Source organism: Mesorhizobium sp. B2-1-1 (assembly GCF_006442975.2).
GTDB lineage: Bacteria > Pseudomonadota > Alphaproteobacteria > Rhizobiales > Rhizobiaceae > Mesorhizobium.
In genome coordinates this window covers 3,114,741-3,141,090 of sequence record NZ_CP083954.1, presented here as the reverse complement: position 1 = coordinate 3,141,090, position 26,350 = coordinate 3,114,741, and the positions used below count along the sequence as shown (strand labels likewise).

Sequence of the window (26,350 nt, the reverse complement as noted above, 5' to 3'; positions counted from 1 at the left end):
CGCTACCGCTCCTGCTTCAGCGCGCTCTCGTGCCAGCGCCGTAAGATGAGATGCGAAATCAGCGACAGCACGAGGAAGATCAGGATGCCGGTCAGCGAGATCAGGAACAGCGCCGCGAACAGCCTGGGCGCGTTCAGCCGGTAGCCGGCCTCGATGATGCGCGAGGCGAGGCCCGAAGACTGGCCGGTGGCGCCGGCGACGAACTCGGCCACCACCGCGCCGATCAGCGACAGGCCGCCGGCGATCTTCAGCCCGCCGAGAAAATACGGCATCGCCGCCGGCAGCCTGAGATAGCGCAATTGCTGCCAGCGCGTTGCGCCGTTGAGCTTGAACAGGTCGCGCAGATTGCGGTCGACCGAGTTCAGGCCGAGGGTGGTGTTGGAGAGGATCGGAAAGAAGGCGACAATCCAGGCGCAGAGCAGAAGCTTGGTCGTCTGGTTGTCGACATAGATGTTGATCAGCGGGAAGATGGCCACGATCGGCGTCACCTGCAGCACGATGGCGAAGGGAAAGAACGACATCTCCACCCATTTCGACTGCGCGAACAGCACCGCCAGCCCGACGCCGCCGATGACGGCAAGGAGCAGACTGAGGAAGGTGATGCGCAAGGTGACCAGCAGTGCGGAGAACAGCAGGCCGGCGTCGTTGTAGAGCGTTGCCAGCACCACACCGGGACGCGGCAGGATGTATTGCGGAATTTCATTCCACACGCAGATACGGTCCCACAGCCAGATCGCCAGGATCATGATCGCCAGCGGCAGAACCCAGCGGCCGATCCGCTCGAGCCGCTCCTGGCGCGCGCGGCGTGCTTCCTCGGGGTCGAGTTTCAATGCACCGTCAATGGCCGTCATGATGCGAGCCTGCAATTGAGTTGATGGCCTTGACCAGCACGTCGGACGTCTGCCGGCACAGCGCCGCATAATCGGGTGAGGTGCGAAAGGCCTCGTCGCGCGGATAGGCCGCATCAATGGCAAGCTCGTCGAAGATCCTGCCTGGCCGCGCCGCCATCACGACAACCCTGTTGGACAAAAACACGCTTTCGAAGACGCTATGCGTGACGAAGACGACGGTGAAGCGCTCGTCCTGCCACAACTCCAGCAGATCGTTGTTGAGCTTGAAGCGAGTGATTTCGTCGAGGGCCGCGAACGGCTCATCCATCAAAAGCACGCGCGGCTTGGTCACCAGGGCCCGTGCGATCGAGACGCGCATCTTCATGCCGCCCGACAATTCGCGCGGCACGGCGTTCTCGAAGCCGGTGAGATGAACCCTTGCCAGCATCTCGGTCACCACCGGTGCCGCCTTGGCGCGGCTGACGCCCTTCAGCCTGAGCGGCAGCCAGACATTGTCGAAGACGCTGGCCCAGGGCAGCAATGTCGGCTCCTGGAACACGAAGCCGATGTTCGAGCGGTCGAGCGAACCGCCCGCACGCCAGTCGAGCATGCCGGAGGTCGGCGTTGACAGGCCGGCGATCAGCCGCAGCGCCGTCGACTTGCCGCAGCCGGACGGCCCGAGCAGGCTGAGGAAATCCCCTTCCCGGATCGTCAGGTCGACGTCGGCGAGCGCCGTCACGCCATTGGAAAAGACCTTGCCGACGCCCCGCAGCGCCAACAATGCCGGAGCCGTGTCGGACCCGTTCGCCGGCGCCTGCGCTACCTGTTCCCGCATCATGCTGGGACGGCCTATTTCTTCAGCTCGAGCCCGACGCCCTTGTTGACGAAGGCCAGCGTGTAGGCTTTCGTGATGTCGATGCCGGCGGGCGTGACCTTGGCCTTGACCATCTTGTCGTAAAAACTCTTGATCCGCGCCTCGTTCATGGCGCCGATGCCGAGCTTCTCGGTGTCGCCGGAATCGGCCAGGCCGAACTTCTTCATCTGCTCGATCGAGAAAGCGATCTGCTCATCCGTCATGTCAGGATTGTCTTTCTTGATCATGTCGTTGGCGGCCTTGTTGTCGCCGTAGAGATATTTGTACCAGCCCTTGGCCGAGCCATCGACGAAGCACTGGACCACCTCCGGCTTCTTGTCGATCGTGTCCTGCATCACCTCGATCGTCGTCGAATAGGTGTCCCAGCCATAGTCGGCGAGCAGGAACTGGTTGGGCACGAAGCCGCCTTCCTTTTTGACCGCGAACGGCTCGGAGGTGACATAGCCTTGCTGGATCGACTTGTTGTTGGCGAGGAAGGGAGCAGTGTTGTAGGTGTAGGGCACGCGCTTGGCCGCGTCGAAGCCGAGTTCGATGATCATCCACTGGAAGAAGGTCTGCGCGCCCTCGTCACCCAGAATGTACTGCTCGGCGTTCTTCAGGTCCTCCCATTTGTCCAGCCCCTCGCCGGGATGGGACATGATGACCTGCGGATCCTTCTGGAAATCGGCCGCCACCACGCGCATCGGAATGCCTTGCTGGACGGCGTCGAAGGCCGACAGCAGGTTGCCGCCCATGTAGAAATCGATCTTGCCGGCCAGGAGCATCGGCCGGCCGCTGACCTGCGGGCCGCCCTGCATGATGGTGACGTCGAGGCCGCAGGCGGCATAGGTGCCGTCGGCCACGGCCTGGTAGTAGCCGCCATGTTCCGGCTCGGCCAGCCAGTTGGTGCCGAAGGTGACTTTTTCATTTGCCGCGGCACCAAGCGTGCTCGCCGCAAGCACGGCCACCGCCGCTACCGACATCTTCAGTTTTCCGTACATCGACACCACCACCCTTTGTTTGCTCCGGCGCGCCACGCGCCAGGCTCGACACCAGAGATTCAAGAAGCAAGACACATGCCACCGGCGTCTCGCGCCGGGACCCGCCCGCCTGCACCACAGCCATCTGCGAACGCCGGAAAGGTCGTGCTGCACCGGAGGCATCGTGCCTATTTTTTAAACGCCTGTCCACAATCGCACCGGCGACATGCACCGCCATCTTGAAGCTGTGATGAATCCAGTCTTAGGCTGGCGGTATCCAGGAGATTGCCATGTTCAAGTTCCTCACCCCGAAGTCGATCAAGCCGCCTTTTGCCCGCTACAGTCACGGCGTCGAAGTGCCCCCGGGCAAGCGGCTGGTGTTGTGTTCAGGCCAGGTCGCGATCACGGCGGACGACCAGATCCCCGAAGACGCCGGCGCCCAGGCCGAGCTTTGCTTCAAGAACATCGCCGCGATCCTCGGCGAGGCGGGGCTGGGGCTCGGCGATATCGTTCGCATCAACGCCTATGCCACCGACCGCGCGCATCTGAGACCCTATATGGATGTTCGCGACCGGCTTTTTTCGAACCCCGCGCCGGCCTCGACCCTGATGATCGTCAGCGGATTTGCCCGGCCTGAATTCAAGGTCGAGGTCGAGGCCATCGCGGCCGGGTGATCGACACGCCGTGTATCTCGCGCTAGGTCTCACCGTTCATCGAAGAGGCATGACATGACCGTAGCAAAAAGACGTGTGTGGTGGGGTGACTATCGGACCACCGAATATGCCTCGATCGATCCCGAAGCGACGATCGCCGTACTGCCGGTGGCGGCGATCGAGCAGCATGGACCGCATCTGCCTGTCTCGACCGACACCTCGATCATGAACGGCATGCTCGACACGGTGATCGCCCGCCTGCCCGACGATCTCGACATCCGCATCCTTCCGGTCCAGGCGGTGGGCAAATCGAACGAGCATCTTCACGCGCCGGGCACGCTTACTTTGCCGGCAACGACGCTGGCGGACGCCTGGACCGAGCTTGGCGTGTCGATTGCGCGGGCAGGCGTGCGCAAGCTGGTCGTCGTCAACTCGCATGGCGGCAACGAGGAGATCATGGGCATCGTCACGCGCGAATTGCGGGTGCGCGAAAAGATGCTGGCGGTGAAGACCAGTTGGCAACGCTTCGGCCGCCCGGCCGGCATGTACACCGAACTCGAGGACCGCCACGGCATCCATGGCGGCGACGTCGAGACCTCGCTGATGCTGCATTTCCGGCCGGATCTCGTCGACATGGCCAGGGCCGACAATTTCGTGTCCAATGTCGCCAAGGCCGAGAAGGAATTCGCGCTGCTGCGGCACACCGGCACCCACGCCTTCGCCTGGATCGCCAGCGATCTCAACCCGAACGGCGTGGTCGGCGACGCCAGCATTGCCACGGCTGAAAAAGGTCGGCTGACAGCGGAACATCAGGCTGATGGTTTCGTCAGCCTGCTTAGGGACGTACGCAAGGCGAAGCTCGCCGATTGGCTGAAGTAGCCTCTAGCCGTCGATCCTCAGTTCGAACGGGTTGCCTTCAAAGGCATCGGCGCCGCGCCCGATCGCTTCGATTGCCGCGATCATGCGGCCGCCTCGACCAAGCAGCGCGTCGGCCACCGCGATCAGCCGCGGATTGGGCGTCGCCGAAGGCGACAACCTCCGCAACGTCCGGGCCAGCTCGGCCTCGTCGCGTTTCGGCGCCAGCGCGGCAGCGATGATATAGGCGGAGGCTGTCGAGCGGCTGATGCCGGCATAACAGTGAACGACCATCGGCCTTGCGCGGTCCCAGCGGCGCGCGAAATCGAGCAGATTGCGCACATGCTCCTCGCCCGGCATGGTCATGCCATCCTGCGCCGCCGCGATGTCGTGCATGACCAGGTGCAGATGGTTTTCCCTCATGATCGAGGCCGGGCGGAGCACATCGGTGCCGGCGGCCAACAGCGACAGCAGCCGCTCGGCGCCGGTCCTCGCCACCGTTTCCTCGACCTTTGCCAGCGAGCAGACATGGATCATGGTTTGATACCTTCCGCTCGATCCTCGCGCCGGGCCGCCCATTCGGCAAGGGCGGATTCAAGCCGCAGCCACTCCTCCCCGTTCCCCGGCAGGCCGGCCCGCAGGACATGCGGGCGGTCGGTGAAATGGCGAAGCAGGATGCCGCGTTCCCCAAGCACAGAAAACAAGCCGGCGGCATCCGACAGCCTGAGATAGCGGAACAATGTGGTGCCGCCCGCGGCAGGCACGCCGAAACGACCGAACAGCCCGTCGAGCCGAGCCGATACCTCCGCCAGCGACGCGCGCATCGCGTCCTGCCAGCCGATATCGGCAAGTGCGCGAATGCCATATTCCAGCGCCGGGCCGGCGACGGCCCAAGGTCCGAATTGCGTTTCCAGCCGTTGGGCCGTCGGCGCATCGGCAAGCGCGAATCCAAGCCGCAGGCCGGCCAGCCCAAAAAACTTGCCGAAAGAACGCAGCACGACGATGCCGCCCTGGCCGACATCGCCGGCAAGGCTGTGTTCGCGCGGGCCGACATCCATGAACGCCTCGTCGACGACCAGCAGCCCGCCCTTGGCGCGCAAACCGGCGGCCAGCGCCAGCAGCCGGTCGCGCTCGACGATGCGCCCATCCGGGTTGTTCGGGTTGACCACGACGGCAAGGTCGGCATTCGCCAGATCAGCGAAATCGCTGACTTCGGTCACCTCGTGCCCCGCGATCGCCGCCGCGCGGGCATGTTCGGCATAGGTCGGCCCTAGAACGAGCGCCCTGCCCGGCGCGACCAGCGATGCCACGCGCGGCAGCAGGATCTGCGTACCGGGCGCAGCGACGACATTGGCTGGCGAGGGCGCACCATAGCTACTGGCTGCGATCGCCGTCAGCTCACGCGCCCGCCCCGCTTCCGGCAATCGCGACAGCGAGGTGGCGGGCAGCTCGAAAAGCGGGTAGGAGTGCGGATTGATTCCGGTCGAGAGGTCGACGAAAGGCTGGGGGGCGTTGGGGAAAAGCGCCCTTGCCCGGCCGAGACTTCCACCATGGTCCACCGCTCCTTCAAGAAGCTTCATGTCAGTCCTGATCGCTTTCCTGTCATTGGCCATCGAATCCGCGCTGGGCTACCCCGACTGGCTGTTTCGCGCCATCGGCCATCCCGTGACGTGGTTTGGCTGGCTGATATCCTTTCTCGATCGCAGGCTCAACCGCGCCACTGATCCCGACGCACTGCGTCGCCAACGTGGTGTCCAGGCGCTTCTGGTCATCGTGCTGGTGCCGGCGCTAATTGGCCTGTGCGTGCAGATCCTGCTCTGGTTCATTCCCCTGGGACTGTTCATCACCGCCCTTCTGGCAACATCGTTCCTGTCGCAGCGGAGCCTTTATGAGCATGTCGAGGCCGTCGCCGATGCGCTCGACTCGGGCGGCCTCGACATGGGCCGCGCCGCCGTCTCGCGCATCGTCGGCCGCGATCCCGAAACCCTCGACAGGGCCGGCGTCTGCCGCGCGGCGATCGAGAGCCTGGCCGAGAATTTTTCCGACGGCATCGTTGCCCCCGCCTTCTGGACGGGCGTCGGCGGCCTCGCCGGCGGCGCCGCCTACAAGGCCGCCAACACCGCCGATTCGATGATCGGCCATCGCACGCCGCGCCACGAAGCATTCGGCAGGGCAGCCGCACGCTTCGACGATTGGATCAACCTGCCGGCGTCGCGGCTGACGGCGTTGCTCATCACGTTGGCGGCTTTCCTGGTGAAAGGCGCCGACGCGAAAGCCGCATGGCAGGCGGTGCGGCGCGACGCGAAAAAGCACCGCTCGCCCAATGCCGGCTGGCCGGAGGCGGCGATGGCGGGCGGGCTCGGCCTGGCCCTCGCCGGGCCGCGCAGCTATGGCGGCGTAACGGTCGACGACGCGTTCATGGGCGAAGGCGGCCGGCGCGAAGCCGACAGCATCGACATAAGGCGGGCGCTGAAACTTTATCGTGTCGCCGACTGCCTGTTGATCGCGCTGTTCGGCGTGGTTTCGGCGATCGTCATTCTGGCATGATCTCACCCCCCGTGAGTTCTCTCCCGAAGGGGAGGAAGGGAGCCGGGCTGCAACAGGTTCGCGCCTTTCCTCTCCCCCGTCGATCGGGGGAGAGGTGGCTCGGCGAAGCCGAGACGGAGTGGGGGTCGACGAGCTCGGCAGTCGCGGTTCTCGCACCCGCCGGGTTGCGCCTGCCTGTCTGCGGACCGCGCGTTCGATCACCGCCTTCCCCCAATCCGTCGCTGCTTCGCAGCGCCACCTTTCCTCCCTCCGGAGGGAAAGGAAGTGAGCCCTGCTGGAAGCGTTTGGCGACCCGACTTGAATGCTCATCCACAAAAGGGGACAACAGCTCTCAAAACTCCACCCCCTGCTGCGCCTTCACGCCCGCCGCGAAATGGTGTTTGGTCAGCCCCATCTCGGTCACCAGGTCGGCCGCCTCGACCAGCGCCGGCTTGGCGTTGCGACCGGTGACGACGACATGCAGGCCCTCGCGGCGCGCTTTCAGCGCGGCAACCACCTTGTCCAGATCGAGATACTCGTAGCGCAGCGCGATGTTGAGTTCGTCGAGCACGACGAGACTGATCGACGGATCGGCCATCAGCTCCAGCGCCTTGGCCCAGGCGGCCTCGGCCGCCGCGATGTCGCGCTTCAGATCCTGTGTCTCCCAGGTGAACCCCTCGCCCATCGCGTGCCAGACGACGCGGTCGCCGAAGGCGGCGAAGGCCTCCTTCTCACCCGTATGCCATTTGCCCTTGATGAACTGGACGACGCCGACGCGCTTGCCGTAGCCGAGCATCCGCAGCGCCAGGCCAAAGGCAGCCGTGGTCTTGCCTTTGCCCGGGCCGGTGTTGACGATCAGCAGCCCCTTTTCGACCGTCTTGCTCGCCACCTCGGCGTCTTGGACCGCCTTGCGCTTGGCCATCTTGGCGCGGTGGCGCTCTTCGTCCTTTTCGTCGATGTCGGTCATGTCACTTCACCTTGAGCGGCAGCCCCGCCACCATCAAAAGCACGGTCTCGGCAATCGCCGCGACCTGCTGGTTGAGCCGGCCGGCGGCGTCGCGGAACCGGCGCCCCAGCGCATTGTCGGGCACGATGCCTTGCCCGACCTCGTTGGATACCACGAACCAGGGTCCGCGCGGCCGCGACAGCATGTCAGCCAGCCGCCGACATTCGGCCTCTACATCATGATCGGCCAGCATGTGATTGGTCAGCCAGAGCGTCAGGCAGTCGACAAGGACCGGCTGGTCCTCCGGTAGGGCCTCGAGTGCACCGACAAGGCCAAGCGGTGCATCGATGGTCGTCCAGCCCTCGCCGCGCCGCGACCGGTGCAACGCGATGCGCTGCCGCATCTCGTCGTCATAGGCTTGCGCCGTGGCGATGTAGGTCCATGGCGAAGGCAAGGCCGTCATCAGCGTTTCGGCGTGCGCGCTCTTGCCGGAGCGCGCACCGCCGATGATGAAGGTCAGTCTTCCGCGATCAGGCAAAGCTGTCGCGCAGGCTCGTCGCGCTGCCGGTGAAGCGTCCGCGCACCACGCCGACGACAGCGCCGAGCACGAGCCAGAACACCAGGTTGGTTACGGTTACCGCCACCACGAACTGATGGTGCAGGCCTTCCGGAATCGGCGTCTCGAAACTGTCCGGCTGCGGCGCGCCGACAATATGCGGCGCGACGATCAACACCACGCCCAGAATCGCCAGCGGCAGTGATTTGGGGAAGGCGATCAGGGCAAGGCCGATCGCCGTCGCCGCCACCGTCGCCGTCCACCAGATCTGGCGTGGCAGAAGCTCGGCGGCAGGCATGGCCGGCAGTTCCGGCGGCAGGCCGAGGCCCGGCGCCAGCGTGAACACGGCAAAGCCGGCCAGTCCCCAGAACACGCCCTGGCGCCAGTTGCCGATGCCGCCGGCGAATTCCGAAACCGCGACCAGGACCAGCGCGAAGCCGATGCCGGTGACGATGTTGGCAAGCACGCTGAAGGCGAAGCGCTCGAAGCCGTCGGCCGGCGCCCAGCCTTCCTCTTCAGCCGGAACAGCTTCAGCGGCTGCCGGCGCGGCGGAGCTCATGGCATTGCCCGCCGGGGCGGCAGAGTTCATGGCGTTGTTGTCGGTCGGGGCCGGTGCGGTATGGTCGTGGTGGTGGCCGCCGCCGGCCTGTTCGTAGACTTCCGCCTTCAGGATCAACGGCACGGTGGCATAGGCCTGCATGCAGGCGAGAACGACACCTGCCACGAGCCCTGCGATCGCCGCGATGAACACGACGTTGCGAAACAGGTTCATGATGTCAAATCCCTATCAGTGGCAGGGAAACGCCATCGAGTGGCGATAGTCGTGCGCGGCATTGTGGACCGCGTCGATATGCGAGAAACCGACAAAGCCTACGACGAAAACGCCGAGCAGCGCCGCGAGCGCGAGCTGCAGGAGGCGCGACTGCGAGGAGATGGAGGCGCCGAGGGAGACGGAAGCGGTATTCATGTCTTGTCCTTTCACCCTCCACCCGAGGGCATCGAAGTCAGTTTCCTGTCGCCGGCAGGTCTCCTGGCTCGCGGATCAGCGCCCTTCCCCACCTTCCCGAAGAAAATCTTCAGTGGCATATGGAGAGGACTACCGCACACAGTTGCGGGGGCAGCCACGGCATTGGGCAACAAATCTGCCCGCACCGCATTCCCTCTTGGCTCCAATCGGAACCGACGACGAAGGTGACTATAGGGAAAATCGCCGCATCCGGCAAACCAAATTCCGACGGCGACAAGCGCTTTAGCGCCGTCCGGCCGCTTGCTCCGCTGCAATTGACAATTTCCGTGGCCGGGTGTCGGCTGCCATCCTCACAGGAGGCCAGCCATGCAGCCCGTCCAGAGCCAGCACGCCCCCTATAACGGCCTCACCCGGGCCGAGCCGACATTGCCGTCCTCGGCCTATTGGGATGCGGCGGCCTACCAGCGCGACCTCGACGCCATCTGGTACAGGAACTGGCTGCTCGTCTGCCGTGAAGCTGATCTCGCCCAACCGCTGGCTTTCCGCACCTTCCGTGTCGGCAGCCAGGAGATCGTCGTGCTGCGTGACGATACCGGCGAACTGCGCGCCTTCCACAACACCTGCCGGCATCGCGGCTCGCAGCTTTGCCAGGAACGCGAGGGGCGGCTGAGGGCGCGGCTGATCACCTGCCCCTACCACGCATGGTCCTATTCGCTGCGCGGCGAGCTCGTGCGCGTGCCATCGAAAACGCTGCCCGAAGGTTTCGACAAGGCGGACCATCCGCTCTATCGCGTCGCGCTGTCGGTCTGGCGCGGCTTCGTCTTCGTCAATCTCGCGGAAGATGCCGCCGGCTCGGCGCACTCATCCTTCGACCCGGCCTCCGGCGATCTCGGCAACTGGCCGCTGGAATCGCTGGTATCGGGCCATGTGCTGCGCAAGGTGATGAACTGCAACTGGAAGATCTTCTGGGAAAACTTCAACGAATGCCTGCATTGCCCCGGCGTCCACAAGGACCTGTCGCGGCTGGTGCCGATCTACGGCCGCGGCCTGATGGGCCGGCATGACGACCCCGAATGGACCCGCCATGCCGACAATGACGCGCCGGAATTTTCCGGCGGGCTGCGGGCGGGTGCCGAAACATGGTCACGTGACGGCCAGGCGCATGGGCCGGTCTTTTCGGGCCTGACGCCGGCCGAGCGCGCCGCCGGCCAGACCTACGCCACCAGCCTGCCCTCGATGTTCATCGTCGGCCACGTCGACTATGTCAGGTCCGTACGGCTGGTGCCGCTTGGCCCCGAGCAGACCGAATTGACCGCCGAATGGCTGTTCGCGCCCGACGCGCTCGCCGCCACCGACATCGACAACATCGTCGGATTCGGCACCCAGGTGCTGGAGGAGGATGCCGCGATCTGCGAGGTCAACCAGAAAGGGCTGCGCTCCATGCGCCATAAGGCCGGCGTGCTGATGCCGGAGGAGTACGACCTCCACCGCTTCCACGATTGGGTACGCGAACGACATGCTGCGCTTGTGCCGTAAGCTTCACAGCGACTTCGGCAGATACCGCCAGGTGACATAACCGCAGACCGCCGCAAGCAGGCCGAGCGTGACGAAAACCGAGCCCAGTCCGAAAAAGGCCAGCACCACCGAGTAGACCAGCGGCGGCGTCAGTTCGGAAAAGTCGAGATAAGTGCGGTAGACCGCAGCCATCTGCGCCCGCTCATAAGAGCGGACCGAGCGCATGAAGGCGGTCGAGCCCAGCGCGTCGAGCGCGATGGTGAAGAAGGCGCCGCACAGCAGGAAGGCGCCGGTGACGAGCGGCGCGCTTTCGCCGACGGCACCCGCCGCCAGCAGCACCACCGACATGGCGAAATAGGCAAAAGTCATGGTCCTGCGGCCGCCGAAGCGCTTGCCGGCCTTGCCCCAGAAAATCGCCATGAACAAAAGCGCGTTGCCTGCCGAAACCAGAATGCCGCCGGCAAGTTCGCCCTCACCGGTGATGACCATGAACAGCGGGCCATAGACGAAAAATGTCGTCCAGAAGCAGGAGCGGCCGAAGGCGATCAGCCAGGCCAGCCTCAGCCTCGGCTGCGCGACGAAGCGGCCGATATTGGCCAGCGGGTTGACCGGGCGCGTCTTGCCCGGCCGGATCGAGGGATTGTCGCCGAGCCGGTAGGTCCAGAACAACGCCAGCAGGGCCAAGGCGAATACGGCGACCGCGCCATGCGCGGCATAGATGCCGAAGCGCGTGTAGAGAAAGATGCCGAGCGTCGGCCCACCCGTCCAGGCAAACATCGACCACGCCATGCGCAGCGATTCGGCCTGCATGAAATCGGTCTTGCGGATGTGGTCCATGATGTAGAGGTTGAGCGTGATCGACAGCGCGCTGGCGCCCATGACACGGCACAGCATGCCGGCCAATTGCCCGGCGAGCGTATGCGTGACGAAGAACAGCGAGCCGATCGCCAGCAGGCAGGCGCCCGCCGTGTAGACCCAGCGCCGCGCGAAGCGCTGGATCAGCATCGGCATGAACAGGGTCACCGACAGGCCGAGCATCGCCACTATGGTGTAGAGGATCGAGACGATCTGCTCGTTGTGGAGGATCTCGTAGGCCTGGATCGGGATGACGCTCGACACCGTGGCGCGAGCGAAGGATTCGACCGCGTAGAGCGAGGCGAAGGTGCGGGCATCCGCGGCCTTGAGGGCCGGTAGCCAGATCGGATGGCGCACATGCGTGGACATTGCTTCCCCAAAGCAGAATCACCAGCCAAATCTGCGGCCATCATTTCGCGACCGGTAACAGGAAACCGACGTGCCCCGGTTAAAACGAAGCCGGTCAAAGGCTTTCCGGTGCTGGCCTAAAGGGGTGCCTGATGCAGCGCCGGCTGATCGTCCGTATCGAAGCTCACGGCCTTCTTTTGTCCGGCGTAACCGTGATAGTCCTCGTGCGGGGCTGAATCAGATCGCGAGACCATGAGCATCCAGACGCCGACCATGCCCACAGCGGAGTTGCCGAAGACCAAGCGAATCGTCGCCATCGACATGCTGCGCGGCATCGCGCTGGTCGCCATGGCGAGCTACCATTTCACTTGGGACCTGGAATTCTTCGGCTACACCGATCCCGGCCTGACCGCCTTCGGCTGGTGGAAGTTCTATGCTCGCTGCATCGCCTCGACCTTCCTGTTCCTGGTCGGCGTCAGCCTGTATCTCGCCCATGGCAAAGAGATCCGCTGGAACGGCTTCTGGAGACGATTCGCCATGGTCGTCGGAGCGGCGATCGCCATTTCGGTCGCCACCCGTATCGCCACGCCGGACGGGTGGATCTTCTTCGGCATCCTGCACCAGATCGCGCTGGCGAGCCTGCTCGGGCTGGCATTCCTGCGCCTGCCGGCGCTGCTCACACTGCCGATCGCCGCGGCGGTCATCGCCATTCCCTTCTATTTTCGGCTGGAATCGTTCGATCACCCCTGGCTGTGGTGGGTCGGCCTTTCCGCGGTCAACCCACACTCCAACGACTATGTCCCGCTGTTCCCGTGGTTCGGTGCGGTGCTTGTGGGCCTCGGAGCGACCAAGCTTGCCTCCGGCTTCGGCGCCTTGGCGCGCCTGGCGGATGTGGCACCCGGGCGCTGGTCCAACCCGCTGGGCTTCATCGGCCGGCACAGCCTGGCCTTCTACCTGATTCACCAGCCGCTGCTGATCGGCAGTGTCTGGTTGTTCTCGCAAGTAATGCCGGCCAAGGTCGAAACCCCGCAGGTGAACTTTCTCAAGACCTGCCAGATCTCGTGCGAGCAGCAGCGCGACAGCAAGTTCTGTTCGAGCTATTGTGGGTGCATGCTGGACACGCTGGAGGGCGAGGCAACGCTTGATCGGCTCTACAAGAACGACCAGACCGCCGAATGGAGAGCGCATCTGGCGGATCTCGCCGGCACCTGCACGGCCCAGACCGACAGCAAGATGACGGAGGAAGGTGTCGAATGACCGAGACCCTGCCCAAACCTGGGCTAATACCATGGCCGCCGCTGATCTATATCGCCGCCATCGCCATCAGCATCGCGCTCGGCTTGCTTTTTCCCCTGCCCTGGATCGGCGACCTCCTGGGCGACCTCCTCTACGCGGCCGGCTGGGTGGCGCTGTTCGGCGTCGCCGCACTCTGGTTCACCGCCATCCGCACCATGACGCGGGCCAAGACCACGCTCAACCCCAACGCCGTGCCGGACCATCTCGTCACCACGGGTCCTTTCGGCGTCACCCGCAATCCGATGTACCTCGCCAACACGCTGCTGTTGATTGGCGTCGCCTTCATCTCCGGGATCGTCTGGTTCCTGCCGCTCGCCTTCGTCGCCGCCTTCGTCACGCAGAAGGTCGCGGTGGAAAAGGAAGAAAAGATGCTGTCGGCAAAGTTCGGCAAAAAATACCGCGACTATGCCAAAAGAGTGCGGCGCTGGATTTGAGCATCTGAACGCCGGCTGCCAGAGCCATATCGGGAAGATAACGGTTTCCGATTTGTGGCGGAGACCAACAATTTGTCGATGTCGGCGCCGCCCCTCACCTGCCTGCCGGCATCCTCTCCCCGTATAGTGACGGGGAGAGGGGCGCTGTCATCAGCGGTTTCGCCAGCCACCAGCGTTGCAGGAAAGAGACCGAGATCACGGTCAGCCCCCTTCTCCCCGTCACTATACGGGGAGAAGTGCCCGGCAGGGCGATGAGGGGCGGCGCCGACTCTAAAGCGATTGTCCTGCCTGGAAGGCCGCTACGTATTAACCCCGAGCTCGACCAGCCGCTCAACGCAGGATTCCTCGGCCTGGTCGAGTTCGGCCAATGTCTCCTCGAGGTCGCGGCGCTTTTGCCTCAGATCCTCGCGCTTTTCCTCGATGCGCTTGATCATCAGCTTGAGCTGGCCGACCTCGCCGGGCGGTTCCTTGTACATCTGGATGATTTCGCGGATCTCGTTGATCGAGAAGCCGAGCCGTTTTCCGCGCATGATCTGCCGGATCAGGTGTCGGTCGGATGGACGAAACAGCCGCGTGCGGCCCCGCCGCACCGGCTGCACCAGGCCCTCGTCCTCGTAGAAGCGCAACGTCCGTGTCGACACGTCGAATTCGCGCGTCAGCTCGGTGATCGAATAATATTCCCGCATTCTCGCCCCATAGCCGGAGATTGGCGATTGCTGCTCTCCGTCCGCGGCAGACCTGCCGGAATAGGCCGCAGTCTGCCTGTCGCCGAGCCTCGCACGGCATTTACGTAAAAGTCAATTGAGCCTGATCAATGGACGCCGAACCACCACGTGGCAAGGCCGAGAAAGGCGAAGAAACCAACGACGTCGGTGACCGTGGTGACAAAGACCGCCGAAGCGACCGCGGGATCGACCTTGAAGCGGTCGAGCAGCAGCGGGATCAGGATGCCGGCAAGGGCCGCAACGAACATGTTGATGATCATGGCCGCGGCGATGATGCCGCCCAGATTGGCATCGCGGAACCAGACGGCGGCTACGATGCCGATCAATATGGCGAAAACGATGCCGTTGATGAAGCCCACGCCTATCTCGCGGCGAATGATGCGGCCGGCATTGTAGATGTCGAGATCCCTTGTCGCCAGCGCCCGCACGGTGACGGTCATGGTCTGCGAACCGGCATTGCCGCCCATCCCGGCCACGATCGGCATCAGCACGGCGAGCGCCACAATGCGCTCGATCGTGTGGTCGAACAGGCCGATCACCGATGCCGCGAGGAAGGCGGTCAGGAGATTGACAAGCAGCCATGGCACACGCGAACGCGAGGTCGAAAAGATGCTGTCGGAAAGCTCTTCGTCGCCGACGCCGCCCATGCGCAGGAGATCTTCCTCGGCTTCCTGCTGGATGACGTCGACGACGTCGTCGATGGTCAGCACGCCGACCAGCCGCTCGTTCTCGTCGACGACGGCGGCCGACAGAAGGTCATATTGCTCGAACTCCCGCGCGGCCTCTTCCTGGTCCATCGTGGCCGGAATGGCGTGCCGCGTCTCATGCATGACCTCCTCGACCTTGACCGAGCGCTTGGTGCGCAGGATCTGGTCGAGGTCTATGGCGCCAAGCAGCTTGAAGCTCGGGTCGATGACGAAGATCTGGCTGAAGCGGTCGGGAAGGTTCTTGTCCTCGCGCATGTAGTCGATGGTCTGGCCGACCGTCCAGAACGGCGGCACCGCGACGAACTCCGTCTGCATGCGCCGCCCGGCGGTCTCCTCGGGGTAGTCGAGCGAGCGACGTAGCCTGATGCGCTCGGTAAACGGCAGCTGCGACAGGATCTCGTCCTGGTCCTCCGGTTCGAGATCCTCGAGGATGTAGACCGCGTCGTCGGAATCGAGTTCCTGCACCGCCTGGGCAATCTGCGCGTTGGGCAGATTGTCGACGATGTCCATCCGGATCGCCTCGTCGACCTCGGTCAGCGCGGAAAAATCGAAGTCGGCCCCCAAAAGCTCGACAAGGGCGCGCCGCTGGTCGGGATGCAGCGCCTCGATCAGGTCGCCCATTTCAGACTGGTGCAGGTCGTCGACCTCACGCTTGAGCGTGAGCGTATCGCGGTCGGCGATCGCCGCGCCGATCTGGGCGAGAAAGGACGAAAGGACAGCGCCGTCCTCACCGTAGATGTCGGCGCGGTGTTCGTCAGCGCCCCCAGCGCCGGTCGTCCGTTCGTCCTGGCCTTCCACCAGCGCCTCCCGCCATTGCAATCCTGGAAAAGGTGCGTCTCAGGTCTAGAACATCGGACCCGAAAGTGGAAACCGGTTTCGGGAAAATCCGACGCCCAAAAAGAAACTGGCGTAACGCGCGGGAATATCAAACGAAATGCGCGGTGCCCGTAGGGCTGGAGGTGCCGCTACAAATCAGATTCTGGGGAGAGAGAATGGTGCGGTCGAGAAGACTCGAACTTCCACGGGTTGCCCCACAGCGACCTCAACGCTGCGCGTCTACCAATTCCGCCACGACCGCACGTGGTAGGAGCCGGAACCGACCGGCTCGCGGCGTGTAGCAAATCGTTTCCGGCGAAACAAGTGCGCCCCGAGCATTTAATCGCTGGGAATTGCCATAACGGATCAAAGCGCCAAAATGCGCCGCGAACTGGACGTTTCGGCCCGATATCGCCATATGGAGTACAACAAGGGACACCCCATGCCAGAACGCAGCCAGATCGCCACGTCGTTCCTGCCTTTGCCCGGTTCGGCGCCCGTCGAATGGGCGATCGAGCCCGGCCTCACCGCCTATCCCGAGGCGCTTGCCTTCATGGAGGCGCGCGCCGAAGCGATCCGCAGCGGGGCCGCCGGCGAGATGGTCTGGCTGGTCGAGCATCCGCCGCTCTATACCGCCGGCACCAGTGCGCGCAGCGAGGACCTGATCGACGCCAACCGGTTCCCGGTGTTTTCGGCCGGCCGCGGCGGCGAATACACCTATCATGGGCCGGGCCAGCGCGTCGCCTACGTCATGCTCGACCTGAAACGCCGCCGCGAGGATGTGCGCGCCTTCGTCGCCGCCCTCGAACAGTGGATCATCGGCACGCTCGCCGCCTTCAACGTCAATGGCGAGCGCCGTGAGGATCGCGTCGGCGTCTGGGTGGTGCGGCCCGATCGCCCTGCCCTGCCGGACGGCTCTGCCGCGGAGGACAAGATCGCGGCAATAGGTATTCGGCTCAGGCGCTGGGTGAGTTTTCACGGCATCGCCATCAATGTCGAGCCGGACCTCGGCCATTTCAGTGGTATCGTGCCGTGCGGCGTGCAGGACCACGGCGTCACCAGCCTTGTCGATCTCGGGCTGCCGGTGACGATGGCCGATCTCGATCTGGCGCTGAAATCAGCGTTCGAGGATGTCTTCGGCCCGGCTACGGCCTTGCCCTTGGAAACAGCCCGCGAGGCCGGCTGAACGCTTCCCGGACAGCTCAGATCAGCCGTGCCGACGCCCAGAGCACTCCATAACCGTGGATGACGAACACCGCCAGCAGCGCGCCGGCGATGACGAAACGGTCGGCCGTGCGGATCGGCTTCAGTTCGTGGCGCGGCCTCACCCCGCTGCCCGCTGTCAGAAGGCTGAGGATTGCAAAGACCGCGCCGGCCGCGAGCAGAAAGCCGATGGAAAAGCCGGCCCGCCAGCCAAGCGCCAGGAACGCCGAGAGCAGGAAGAAGGAGGCCAGCGCCAGCGCGACCGGCCCCGGGCAGATCTGGCGCAGCACCTGGCCGCCATCGAATTTCCACACCGGCACCAGATTGGCGATGTTGAACAGGGCAGCACAGCCCGCCAGTGTCGCCAGCAATGTCGCGGCAAGCCAGTGCCCTTCCGCGCTTGCAAACGTGCTGCCCATCATCGCCAACGGCACCAGGAAAGCAGAGAACCCGGCGCCCATCAGCGCCACGAACGCAACTTCGAAACGGCTGTCATAGGGCCGGCCGCCAATGGCGAGGCCGCCGAGCAGCGGGATGAAGATCATGCGCGCCCTGCGGTGGCCCATCAGGCGGAATGCCGCCATGTGGCCGAGCTCGTGCAGGGCGACAACGGAAGTCAGGATCGCGGCCAGAGCAAGCCCGCCGCGGTGAAGCCCGAAGAACGGCCACAGGATGAATGCCGAGAGAGCGGCGAAGCCGAGCTGACTCAGCGGATGTTCGAACCAGCCGCCCTTGCGATACCGCCCTGTCCTGGCCCAGCCATCCAGCTTGGCGAGTTCGCGGCGCATGGCGAAATAGCGGAACGCCAGGAAGGCCACGCCGCGGTAACGGTCGGTCTGGGTGAGCGTAACCCGGGTGGCCTCGCCAATCGAGACCAACTGCGCGGTTTCCCGATAATGCGCCCAGAAAGACGGATCGAGCGCCGTGTCCTCGATGACGCGCATCGAAAAGCACCTGCCATGCACGACATTCTCGAGCAGGGCCTTGCGTTCGATCGGCAGGCCGTCCCGGCCCTCCCAGGACATTCTGGTGCGGACCACTCCCTCGCCCAGCATCTCTGCCGAGAGGATTTCGCCGGACCAGCCGGCATTGCTCCCGAGCGGCCACAGCGCCTGCCACAGACGCTGCCGGTCGGCCGCGACCGTGCGGCTGAGCCTGATTGTGCGCAAACCAAGCGGCACGCTCATCAGGAGAAAAATCAGCCCTAGATTGCTGGCCACGAGGAAGGCGGCGACGATGGGCGACACGCGGCGCTCCTGCTTTCAGGAGCGACACCCTAGCGCCATGGGCGGCAAGAAAGGCTTAACGGCAAAGCGGACTTTCGTCCGCCGGAACAGCGACTGCAGAGACGGTCACCTCACATGGCTCCGATCCAGATCGCCATGGAAATGAGGAAGGTGCTCATGCAAACCAGCGAGATGACATCCTGAACCAGATCGGTCATAACTCTCTCCTGTTGTTGATATGTTCGCAATTTGTTCTAATTTTGTTTCAAAGTCAACGAGCGGCATCCGTCCGCAGCCGGAATTTTCGAGCGATCAAACCGGCAGGGTTAAGAAAAGGTTGACGGCGCGGGACCTATCAACAGGTCAGGAAGATGTCGGCGACGCTATCGTCAGTTAGCGTATGGGATGAGCGCCTGCTGCCCTCAATCTCAGTCGAGACAATAGTGGGTAAGCTACGACTGCCGAGTGATGACGTGAGGCAACACCAAGGCGCCAATCAAGCTGATCGCTGGCGAAAGCGCATGAGGCAAGGCCGCCGGTGGCGCCTCTCGCGCAACTTTGTAACCCTGGCTGCTCATCCTGGTGATGACCGCGATCTCTTCCGCCCTGATCGCACTGAAGGCTCACTGGCGGTTCTGATCCAGAGGACTCCCGGAGGGATCAGTATCCCCGAAGGCAAACTAAACCCGCGGAAATCTCGCTGGACGTTGTTAAGGTTGAACCCAATCTCGCAGCGGACATCGAGGTACCCCTTAGAGCGGCACCACCTTGCCCTCGGCCAGGGTGACGCGCCGGTCCATGCGCGCTGCCAGCTGGTGATTGTGGGTGGCGATCAGCGCCGCGAGGCCGGATTGCCGCACCAATGCCTCCAGCGCCTCGAACACATAGGAGGCAGTGACCGGGTCGAGATTCCCGGTGGGCTCGTCCGCCAGCAGCACCAGCGGCGCATTGGCGACCGCGCGTGCGATTGCCACGCGCTGTTGCTCGCCGCCCGACAGTTCGGACGGCCGGTGCGATGCGCGCTTGCCGATCTGCATGTAGTCGAGCAGCTGCGCCGCGCGCTCGGCCGCCTCCTTGCGCGGCAGCCCTTTGATGAGCTGCGGCATCATGATGTTTTCCAGCGCCGAAAACTCCGGCAGCAGATGGTGGAACTGGTAGACGAAGCCGACATCGTTGCGGCGGATCGAGGTGCGCTCGTCATCGGATAGCCGGCCGCAGGCCCGGCCGGAGAGAATCACGTCGCCGGCGTCGGGCCGTTCCAAGAGCCCTGCCGTATGCAGCAGCGTCGATTTGCCGGTGCCGGACGGCGCCACCAGCGCCACCATCTCGCCGCGCTTCAGCGAGAAGTCCGCACCGTTCAGAATGGTGAGCTTGCGCGGCCCCTGGACATAGTGCCGCTCGACGCTCTTCAACTCGATAATGGCCTGCGCCATCATTCGTACCTCAGCGCTTCGACCGGATCGAGGCGGGCCGCCCGCCATGCCGGAAACAACGTCGCCAGGAAGGACAGGCCGAGCGCCATGATGACGACATAGGTCGTCTCGCGCGGATCCATCTTCGCCGGCAACTGGCTGAGGAAATAGAGCTCCGGATTGAACAGCACCTTGCCCGTCATCCAGGAAAAGAACTCGCGGATCGATTCGATGTTGAGGCAGATGACCACGCCGAGCAGCACGCCGGCGATGGTGCCGGTGACGCCGATCGCCGCGCCCGTCATCAGGAAGATGCGCAGGATGGCGCCGCGCGAGGCGCCCATGGTGCGCAGGATGGCGATGTCGTGCCCCTTGTCTTTCACCAGCATGACCAGCCCGGAGATGATGTTGAGCGCCGCCACCAGAACGATCAGGGTCAGGATCATGAACATGACGTTGCGCTCCACCTGCAGGGCGGAAAAGAAGGTCTCGTTGCGCTGCCGCCAGTCGACGAGGTCGATGGGTCGCTGCGCCGCCTCTTCCACCTTCGGTTTCAGCGCGTCGACATCATCGGGATTGTCGACATAGATCTCGATCGTCTGGGCTCGCCCATCCATGTTGAAATAGAGCTGCGCCTCGGAAAAGGGCATGTAGACGATGGAGGCGTCATATTCCGACATGCCGACTTCGAAGATCGCCGCGATCTTGTAGCCTTTCATGCGCGGCGTCGTGCCGAGCGGCGTCACGTCGCCGTCCGGCGAGATCAGCGTGATCGTGTCGCCGAGCGCCAGGCCGAGATTCTCCGCCATGCGCTTGCCGATGGCGACGCCCTCGCCCGTGTCGAAATCGGCGATCGAGCCCTGCTTGATGTTGTTGGCGACGATGGCAATCTTGCCCAGGTCCTCGCCCCTGATGCCGCGCACCAGCGCGCCGGAGCCGCCGCCGACATTACCTTGCGCCAGCACCTGGCCGTCGATCAGCGGAATGGCGTATTTCACGCCGGCCACGCCGTTGATGCGGCCGGCGACCTGCGCATAGTCCTCAAGCGGCGAATCCAGCGGCTGCACGATCAGATGGCCGTTTACGCCGAGGATGCGGGTGAGCAGCTCGGCCCTGAACCCGTTCATGACGGCCATCACCACGATCAGCGTCGCCACTCCCAGCATGATGCCGAGGAAGGAGATCGAGGCGATGACCGAGATCACCGTCTCCTTGCGTCGCGAGCGCAGATAGCGCCACGCCACCGTGCGTTCGAAGATGGAAAACGGTCCGGCGCCTGCCGGTCTCGCTGCCGCCGCCTCGCTCATGCGGCGGCACCGAAGCGTTTTTTCGCATCGGCGATCGGCAGCGTCACGCGCTCGCCGGTCTTGCGGTTCTTGATCTCGACCTCGCCGGCGGCCACGCCGCGCGGTCCGACGATCACCTGCCAGGGCAGGCCGATCAGGTCGGCGGTGGCGAACTTGCCGCCCGGCCGCTGGTCGGTGTCGTCATAGAGCACATCCTTGCCGGCGGCAGTGAAAGCTGCGTTGAGTTCATCGCAGACACGGTCGCAATCGGCATCGCCGGCTTTCATGTTGATCAGGCCGATGTCGAACGGCGCCACCGCTTCCGGCCAGATGATGCCGTTCTCGTCATGGCTGGCTTCGATGATCGCCGCAACCAGCCGCGACGGGCCGATGCCGTAGGAACCGCCGGAAGCGAAATGATCCTTGCCGTCGGGCCCGGTCACCTTGGCGCCCATCGGCTTGGAGTATTTCTCGCCGAAATGGAAGATATGGCCGACTTCGATGCCGCGCGCCGAAACCTTGTCGCTGTCGGGAACCTCAGCCCAGGCCGCTTCGTCATGCATTTCGTCGGTCGCGGCGTAAGGCGTCGTCCAGGTCTTGACGATGCCTGATATCTCGGCGTCGTTGGAGAAATCGGTGTTGGCTCCGGGCACGCCGAGCGACAGATAATCGCGATGGCAGAACACCTGGCTCTCGCCGGTGTCGGCCAGGATGATGAATTCATGGCTGAGATCGCCGCCGATCGGACCGGTGTCGGCCCGCATCGGGATCGCCTGTAGGCCCATGCGGGTGAAGGTCCGGAGATAGGACACGAACATCCTGTTGTAGGCGGCTCTCGCGCCTTCGAAGTCGAGATCGAAGGAGTAGGCATCCTTCATCAGGAATTCCCGGCTCCGCATGACGCCGAAGCGCGGCCGCACCTCGTCGCGGAACTTCCACTGGATGTGGTAGAGGTTGAGCGGCAAGTCCTTGTAGGACTTTACATAGGCGCGGAAGATCTCGGTGACCATTTCCTCGTTGGTCGGGCCGTAAAGCATGTCGCGGTCCTGGCGGTCCTTGATGCGCAACATCTCCTTGCCGTAGTCGTTATAGCGGCCGCTTTCGCGCCAAAGGTCGGCCGACTGGATGGTCGGCATCAGGATTTCCAGCGCGCCGGCGCGGTTCTGTTCCTCGCGGATGATCTGGCAGACCTTGTCCAGGACCCGTTTGCCCAGCGGCAGCCAGGAAAAACTGCCCTGCCCCTGCTGGCGGATCATGCCGGCGCGCAGCATCAGCCGATGCGAGACGATCTCCGCCTCGCGCGGATTCTCTTTGAGGATGGGCAGGAAATAGCGCGACAAACGCATGGACTGGTCCGTGAATGAGGAGGCCGCGCCAGAATCGGTGCGACGCAGGCTTGCTTGCCCCGGCTTCATAGCCATTTCATGGCGCAATGGGAACCCGGACGCATCGACCCGGAAATCGGAAATTCAGCTTACGAACGGCGTGGCGCGCGGAATGAAAACGTTTTGAGCACCCCTCGCGCGCGCCGCGAATGCTGGACGATCGAAGGAGCCACGGTTGCATAAAACGCCCGGCTGGTGGTTTCCCAAGCAAAGCCTGCCGTACTATTGTGCAGTGCAGCACGAGAATGCCCGTTTCAAGGCAAAATTCTTCGTGACATTTTCATTTCCGTTGGGCTAATGTGCCCCGATAACCGAGAGAGCAGAGAAAAATCTGTTCTCCTACGCGGTCAAAGTCTTGGGAGGATGCGATCTAGGCGCGGTTACTCGCTGCCGCCGGAAACCGGAAACAGATCGGACGCGTTTAAATTGCAAGGCCTTGTGCCTTGCATTTTTTTTGTGCAATCACCTGCTTAGCGCAATGCGTTGCCAAACCACCTTACCCTGCGTCATGATTTTTGAAGCCTGAACAGATGAGCCGGCGCCGAATGGCGGCATGACCTCGCCCGAAGCGCAAGAGCCGGTTTGAATGCTGCTATTTTGCCGTGGCCTGGCCGAATTCCGGCACGATGTGCGGGATGTCGTTGAGGCTATATCCCAGCCCGTGCGTCAGGCCGTAGAAAATGCCCATGAGCACCGCCGTGGCGACGGTGGTGCGGATCACCGCACGCAGCATATGTGGTCCGCGCGGCGCGCTAGGCACCGTGCCCAGCGTCACGTCACGATCGTCATCCTGCGTCCTGACGCTGAACGGCAGAACGGCAAACAGCACCACCCACCAGGTCGCGAAAAACAGTGCGGTGAACGAAACCCAGCTCATGGTTGCTCCAGTTCGATCAGCGTGCCGAAGAAATCCTTCGGATGCAGGAACAGCACAGGCTTGCCATGCGCGCCGGTCTTCGGCTTGCCGTCGCCCAGAACCCGGGCGCCGGCCGCCTGGAGCCGGTCCCGCGCGGTAAGGATATCGTCGACCTCATAGCAGAGATGGTGCATGCCGCCCGACGGGTTCTTCTCGAGGAAAGCCGCGATCGGCGAACCCTCGCCGAGCGGCTCCAGCAACTCGATCTTGGTGTTGCCGACATTGACGAACACCACGGTGACGCCATGCCCGGGCAGCGCCTGTGGTTCGCTCACTTCGGCGCCTAGCGTGTCGCGATAGCAAGCGACAGCCGCAGCCAGATCCGGCACCGCAAGCGCGACATGGTTCAGGCGTCCAAGCATAGAGCGCTCCGCTTTAGGGGAGTAAGGGAGTAGGGAAACAAGACAGAAGAAAAGCAACGGCTCATTCTCCCCTACTCCCCTACTGCCTTATTCCCCTATTCCCTATTCGTCACCGCGTGACAAATACAGTCACCAGCGGTTTCTTGCCCCAGGCTTCGTTGGCGGCGCCACGTACGGCACGGCGTACCGCCTCCTGCACCAGATCGAGGTCTTTTCGGCGCTGACGGGGGATGGAGTCCACCGCGCCGATTGCCGCATCGATCATCAGGTCCTCCAGCGTCTCGCCTCTGGCGTCGGCCTCGGCGACGCCGATTGCGACCAGATCGGGATCGCCGGCGAGCTCATACTTCTCGTCCAGCACCACATTGACCGCGACATGGCCGGCAAAGGACAGTTTGCGACGGTCGCGAATGCCCATCGCCTGGTCGGTGCCGATCAACCTGCCGTCCTTGTAGATGCGGCCGAACGGCACCTGGTCGATGATCGTGGCAGGGCCGGGAGCAAGCCGCAGCATGTCGCCGTCGCGCACCTGCGCCACCTGGCCGATGCCCGACGTCGACATCAGCGAGCCCTGCGCCACCAGATGCGCGGCCTCGCCATGCACTGGAACGCCGATCTGCGGCCGTACCCATTCATACATCTTGCGCAATTCGCTGCGCCGCGGATGGCCGGAGACATGAACCAGCGCATCGCCGTCCTCGATGATCTTGATGCCGAGATCGACGAGGCGGTTCTTAATTTCGAGGATCGCCTTCTCGTTGCCGGGAATGGTGCGCGAGGAAAACACCACCGTGTCGCCGGCCGTCAGCGACACCGACTTCATCTCGTCGCGCGAGAGCTTGGCAAGCGCCGCCAGCGGCTCGCCCTGGCTGCCGGTGCAGATGACGACCAGGTTTTCGCGCGGAATGAAGCCGAAATCCTCCTCGGCGATGAACTCCGGCAGACCGTCCATGTAGCCGAGTTCGCCGGCGACATCGATGACGCGCTTCAGCGACCGGCCGAGCACCAGGCACTGACGGCCGGCATCGCGCGCCGCCTTGGCGATGGAAACGATACGGCCGACATTGGACGAGAAGGTGGTGACGGCGACGCGGCCCTTGGCGGCCTGGATAACCCCTTTCAGCCCCTCGCCGACCGCGACTTCCGATGGCGATTCGCCTTCGCGCATAGCATTGGTCGAATCGCAGACCAGCGCCAGCACGCCCTTGTCGCCATAGGCGCGGAACCGTGCTTCGTCGGTCTTGGGTCCGATCGTCGGCGCCGGGTCGATCTTCCAGTCGCCGGTGTGGATGACGGTGCCTGCCGGCGAGGTGATGGCCAGCGACATCGGTTCGGGAATCGAATGCGCGACCGGGATCGCCTCGATTTCGAACGGACCGACAGTGAATTTTTCGCCCGCGCGGTAGATGGTCAGCGGGATCTTCGGCGCGCCCTGCTCGCCCTGGCGCTTGGCTTCCAGCAGCCCGGCGCTGAACGGCGTCATCCACACCGGCGCCTTGAGCCTCGGCCAGATATCCAGCAGCGCGCCATAGTGGTCCTCATGCGCGTGGGTGATCACGATACCGCGCAAATTGGCGATGTTCTCTTCGATGAAGCGCGTGTCGGGCAGGATCAGGTCGACGCCCGGATGCGCCGCGTCGGGAAAGGTGACGCCGACGTCGATGACGATCCATTCGCGCGCGCTCGGCGGACCATAGCCGTAGAGAGCGAAGTTCATACCGATCTCGCCGACGCCGCCCAGCGGCACGAAGACGAGTTCGGCGTTTTCCGCTTTCGCCATGATTTTTTCCTTCCTGGCCCTCAGGCCAAGCCATTGAAGCAATTCCGGGAAAAGTCTGTAACGGTTTTCCGTCTGGAATTGCGCAAAAACAAAACTATACCCGGGCGGATGCGACCGCGCCGAAATGCACATCGCCGGCGGCGATCGTCAAAACCGAGCCCTCATCGTCGCGGATCACGAAACGGCAGTCCTCGTCAATGGTCTCGAACACCCCGCGCACCACATTACCGTCAATTCTGACAGCAACCTCGCCGCCAAGCCCTGCCGCGCGTGCCAGCCAGCGCCGCCTGACGGCGGCAAGTCCCCGCCCGTCGTCCCACAGGCGGGCATTCTCGCTCCAGGCATCCGACAGCGCCAGGAACAGCGTTTCGGCATCGCATGCCGCACCCAGTGCGTGAAGCGACGTCGCGGGATACGGCAAATCCTCAGGGTACGCCACAACATTGACGCCGATGCCGACCGCCACCGCGAAACGGCCGCCGTCCAGCATGGCCGATTCCAGCAGGATGCCGGCGAGCTTGGCGCCGGAGGCGAGCACGTCGTTCGGCCATTTCAGCTCGAAACGGTTCTTGCCTTCATTGCCGCCGTCGAGGCCGATGGCGATCCGGCCCGCCGGCACCACGGCGTCGAGCGCATCGGCCAGCGCCAGGCCGGCGACGAAACCGAGCGTCGCGGCGAGGCGAAGCTCGCCCCCGGTGAGGACGAGCAGCGTCGCCGCCAGATTGCCCTCGGGTGTCGCCCAGACGCGGCCGCGCCGCCCGCGCCCGCTTTCCTGTTTCTTGGAAACGACCCACAATCTGCCGGGGTCGCCGGCCCGGGCGTGATCCAGCGCCAGCGCATTGGTGGAGCCGACGCTGTCATGCGCCTCCAGCCGGAATCCTTCCGACGCCGAGGTTGGAGCCAGCCGAAATGCCATCC

Annotated in this window: 27 protein-coding genes, 1 tRNA gene and 1 riboswitch; of the genes, 7 read left to right on the top strand and 21 right to left on the bottom strand. The window is 64.0% G+C overall.

All coding sequences use genetic code 11. From position 1 onward, the window contains the following. Positions 1-2 precede the first annotated feature (2 nt). From FJ972_RS15395 to FJ972_RS15385, 3 genes are read right to left on the bottom strand one after another with little or no spacing between them, the layout of a single operon-like run. Positions 3-851: an ABC transporter permease gene (locus FJ972_RS15395; RefSeq protein ID WP_140495613.1), complete on the bottom strand. Its 849-nt coding sequence runs from the start codon at positions 849-851 to the stop codon at positions 3-5. Further along, positions 838-1,668: an ABC transporter ATP-binding protein gene (locus FJ972_RS15390; protein WP_140495612.1), complete on the bottom strand. Its 831-nt coding sequence runs from the start codon at positions 1,666-1,668 to the stop codon at positions 838-840. The genes FJ972_RS15395 and FJ972_RS15390 overlap by 14 nt, the downstream gene beginning before the upstream one ends. Before the next feature lie 11 nt (positions 1,669-1,679). Then, positions 1,680-2,684, bottom strand: coding sequence for an ABC transporter substrate-binding protein (locus FJ972_RS15385; protein WP_140521131.1), 1,005 nt, complete (start codon positions 2,682-2,684; stop codon positions 1,680-1,682). Positions 2,685-2,953: 269 nt separating this feature from the next. On the opposite strand from FJ972_RS15385, the gene FJ972_RS15380 reads away from it, so the two are divergent. Both FJ972_RS15380 and FJ972_RS15375 read left to right on the top strand, forming a co-directional pair. Further along, positions 2,954-3,337 (top strand): RidA family protein, encoded by a 384-nt coding sequence (locus FJ972_RS15380; RefSeq protein WP_140521132.1) that lies wholly within the window; start codon positions 2,954-2,956, stop codon positions 3,335-3,337. Between the two features lie 54 nt (positions 3,338-3,391). After that, positions 3,392-4,195, top strand: coding sequence for a creatininase family protein (locus FJ972_RS15375; RefSeq protein WP_140495609.1), 804 nt, complete (start codon positions 3,392-3,394; stop codon positions 4,193-4,195). Between the two features lie 3 nt (positions 4,196-4,198). Here FJ972_RS15375 and FJ972_RS15370 read toward each other — a convergent pair whose 3' ends face one another. Together FJ972_RS15370 and cobD are read right to left on the bottom strand one after the other, a co-directional pair. Next, positions 4,199-4,708, bottom strand: coding sequence for a tyrosine phosphatase family protein (locus FJ972_RS15370; RefSeq protein ID WP_140495608.1), 510 nt, complete (start codon positions 4,706-4,708; stop codon positions 4,199-4,201). Then, a complete protein-coding gene (cobD, locus tag FJ972_RS15365; protein ID WP_140521133.1) occupies positions 4,705-5,751 on the bottom strand; it encodes a threonine-phosphate decarboxylase CobD in 1,047 nt (348 codons plus the stop codon). Before cobD ends, FJ972_RS15370 begins: the two co-directional genes overlap by 4 nt. On the opposite strand from cobD, the gene cbiB reads away from it, so the two are divergent. Further along, entirely contained in the window at positions 5,750-6,718 is a 969-nt protein-coding gene (gene cbiB / locus FJ972_RS15360; protein ID WP_140521134.1) for an adenosylcobinamide-phosphate synthase CbiB, read from the top strand. The two genes, cobD and cbiB, sit on opposite strands and share 2 nt — an antisense overlap. 331 nt (positions 6,719-7,049) lie before the next feature. On the opposite strand, the gene cobO is transcribed toward cbiB, so the two are convergent. The 4 genes from cobO to FJ972_RS15340 are packed head-to-tail and all read right to left on the bottom strand — an operon-like array spanning position 7,050 to position 9,166. Continuing rightward, positions 7,050-7,664 (bottom strand): cob(I)yrinic acid a,c-diamide adenosyltransferase, encoded by a 615-nt coding sequence (cobO, locus tag FJ972_RS15355; protein ID WP_140495605.1) that lies wholly within the window; start codon positions 7,662-7,664, stop codon positions 7,050-7,052. A gap of 1 nt (position 7,665) precedes the next feature. After that, positions 7,666-8,181: a bifunctional adenosylcobinamide kinase/adenosylcobinamide-phosphate guanylyltransferase gene (gene cobU / locus FJ972_RS15350; protein WP_140521135.1), complete on the bottom strand. Its 516-nt coding sequence runs from the start codon at positions 8,179-8,181 to the stop codon at positions 7,666-7,668. Continuing rightward, a complete protein-coding gene (locus tag FJ972_RS15345) occupies positions 8,174-8,971 on the bottom strand; it encodes a CbtA family protein (RefSeq protein ID WP_140521136.1) in 798 nt (265 codons plus the stop codon). The genes cobU and FJ972_RS15345 overlap by 8 nt, the downstream gene beginning before the upstream one ends. A 15-nt stretch (positions 8,972-8,986) precedes the next feature. Beyond that, the gene (locus FJ972_RS15340) at positions 8,987-9,166 is read right to left on the bottom strand and encodes a CbtB domain-containing protein (protein ID WP_140495602.1); all 180 of its coding nucleotides are present in this window, start codon (positions 9,164-9,166) and stop codon (positions 8,987-8,989) included. A gap of 35 nt (positions 9,167-9,201) precedes the next feature. Beyond that, positions 9,202-9,398, bottom strand: a riboswitch (cobalamin riboswitch). Positions 9,399-9,532: 134 nt separating this feature from the next. On the opposite strand from FJ972_RS15340, the gene FJ972_RS15335 reads away from it, so the two are divergent. Further along, positions 9,533-10,702, top strand: coding sequence for an aromatic ring-hydroxylating oxygenase subunit alpha (locus tag FJ972_RS15335; RefSeq protein WP_140521137.1), 1,170 nt, complete (start codon positions 9,533-9,535; stop codon positions 10,700-10,702). A gap of 3 nt (positions 10,703-10,705) precedes the next feature. Here the strand turns inward: FJ972_RS15335 and FJ972_RS15330 are convergent, their stop codons facing one another. Beyond that, positions 10,706-11,905 carry an MFS transporter gene (locus FJ972_RS15330; RefSeq protein ID WP_140495600.1) on the bottom strand — a complete coding sequence of 400 codons (1,200 nt, stop codon included), beginning with the start codon at positions 11,903-11,905 and terminating at the stop codon, positions 10,706-10,708. Between the two features lie 231 nt (positions 11,906-12,136). Between FJ972_RS15330 and FJ972_RS15325 the strand changes: the two genes are divergently transcribed. Together FJ972_RS15325 and FJ972_RS15320 are read left to right on the top strand one after the other, a co-directional pair. Further along, on the top strand, positions 12,137-13,141 hold the full coding sequence (locus FJ972_RS15325) for a DUF1624 domain-containing protein (RefSeq protein WP_140495599.1): 1,005 nt from the start codon (positions 12,137-12,139) through the stop codon (positions 13,139-13,141). Continuing rightward, positions 13,138-13,614: a methyltransferase family protein gene (locus FJ972_RS15320; RefSeq protein WP_140521138.1), complete on the top strand. Its 477-nt coding sequence runs from the start codon at positions 13,138-13,140 to the stop codon at positions 13,612-13,614. Before FJ972_RS15325 ends, FJ972_RS15320 begins: the two co-directional genes overlap by 4 nt. A 299-nt stretch (positions 13,615-13,913) precedes the next feature. Here FJ972_RS15320 and FJ972_RS15315 read toward each other — a convergent pair whose 3' ends face one another. From FJ972_RS15315 to FJ972_RS15305, 3 genes are all read right to left on the bottom strand, one after another. Next, a complete protein-coding gene (locus tag FJ972_RS15315; protein WP_006203215.1) occupies positions 13,914-14,300 on the bottom strand; it encodes a MerR family transcriptional regulator in 387 nt (128 codons plus the stop codon). Between the two features lie 125 nt (positions 14,301-14,425). Further along, complete coding sequence (mgtE, locus tag FJ972_RS15310; protein ID WP_140521139.1) at positions 14,426-15,844, bottom strand: magnesium transporter; 1,419 nt, start codon at positions 15,842-15,844, stop codon at positions 14,426-14,428. A gap of 195 nt (positions 15,845-16,039) precedes the next feature. Beyond that, positions 16,040-16,124, bottom strand: a tRNA-Leu gene (locus FJ972_RS15305). Between the two features lie 180 nt (positions 16,125-16,304). Here FJ972_RS15305 and lipB point away from each other — a divergent pair. Further along, positions 16,305-17,048, top strand: a complete 744-nt coding sequence (gene lipB, locus FJ972_RS15300; RefSeq protein WP_140516401.1) for a lipoyl(octanoyl) transferase LipB — start codon at positions 16,305-16,307, stop codon at positions 17,046-17,048. Between the two features lie 16 nt (positions 17,049-17,064). On the opposite strand, the gene FJ972_RS15295 is transcribed toward lipB, so the two are convergent. The 8 genes from FJ972_RS15295 to FJ972_RS15260 form a co-directional block, all read right to left on the bottom strand. After that, complete coding sequence (locus tag FJ972_RS15295; protein WP_140516403.1) at positions 17,065-18,312, bottom strand: site-2 protease family protein; 1,248 nt, start codon at positions 18,310-18,312, stop codon at positions 17,065-17,067. Positions 18,313-19,043: 731 nt separating this feature from the next. After that, a complete protein-coding gene (locus FJ972_RS15290; RefSeq protein WP_140495870.1) occupies positions 19,044-19,724 on the bottom strand; it encodes an ABC transporter ATP-binding protein in 681 nt (226 codons plus the stop codon). Next, a complete protein-coding gene (locus FJ972_RS15285) occupies positions 19,724-21,010 on the bottom strand; it encodes a lipoprotein-releasing ABC transporter permease subunit (protein WP_140495594.1) in 1,287 nt (428 codons plus the stop codon). Before FJ972_RS15285 ends, FJ972_RS15290 begins: the two co-directional genes overlap by 1 nt. Continuing rightward, positions 21,007-22,335, bottom strand: a complete 1,329-nt coding sequence (proS, locus tag FJ972_RS15280; protein WP_140495593.1) for a proline--tRNA ligase — start codon at positions 22,333-22,335, stop codon at positions 21,007-21,009. The genes FJ972_RS15285 and proS overlap by 4 nt, the downstream gene beginning before the upstream one ends. 631 nt (positions 22,336-22,966) lie before the next feature. Beyond that, positions 22,967-23,251 (bottom strand): DUF1467 family protein, encoded by a 285-nt coding sequence (locus FJ972_RS15275; RefSeq protein ID WP_140495592.1) that lies wholly within the window; start codon positions 23,249-23,251, stop codon positions 22,967-22,969. Continuing rightward, a complete protein-coding gene (gene mce / locus FJ972_RS15270) occupies positions 23,248-23,652 on the bottom strand; it encodes a methylmalonyl-CoA epimerase (protein ID WP_140495591.1) in 405 nt (134 codons plus the stop codon). The genes FJ972_RS15275 and mce overlap by 4 nt, the downstream gene beginning before the upstream one ends. 109 nt (positions 23,653-23,761) lie before the next feature. Beyond that, positions 23,762-25,432 (bottom strand): ribonuclease J, encoded by a 1,671-nt coding sequence (locus FJ972_RS15265; protein WP_140495590.1) that lies wholly within the window; start codon positions 25,430-25,432, stop codon positions 23,762-23,764. A 94-nt stretch (positions 25,433-25,526) separates the two neighbouring features. Beyond that, entirely contained in the window at positions 25,527-26,348 is an 822-nt protein-coding gene (locus FJ972_RS15260) for a biotin--[acetyl-CoA-carboxylase] ligase (protein WP_140516406.1), read from the bottom strand. Positions 26,349-26,350: the final 2 nt, after the last annotated feature.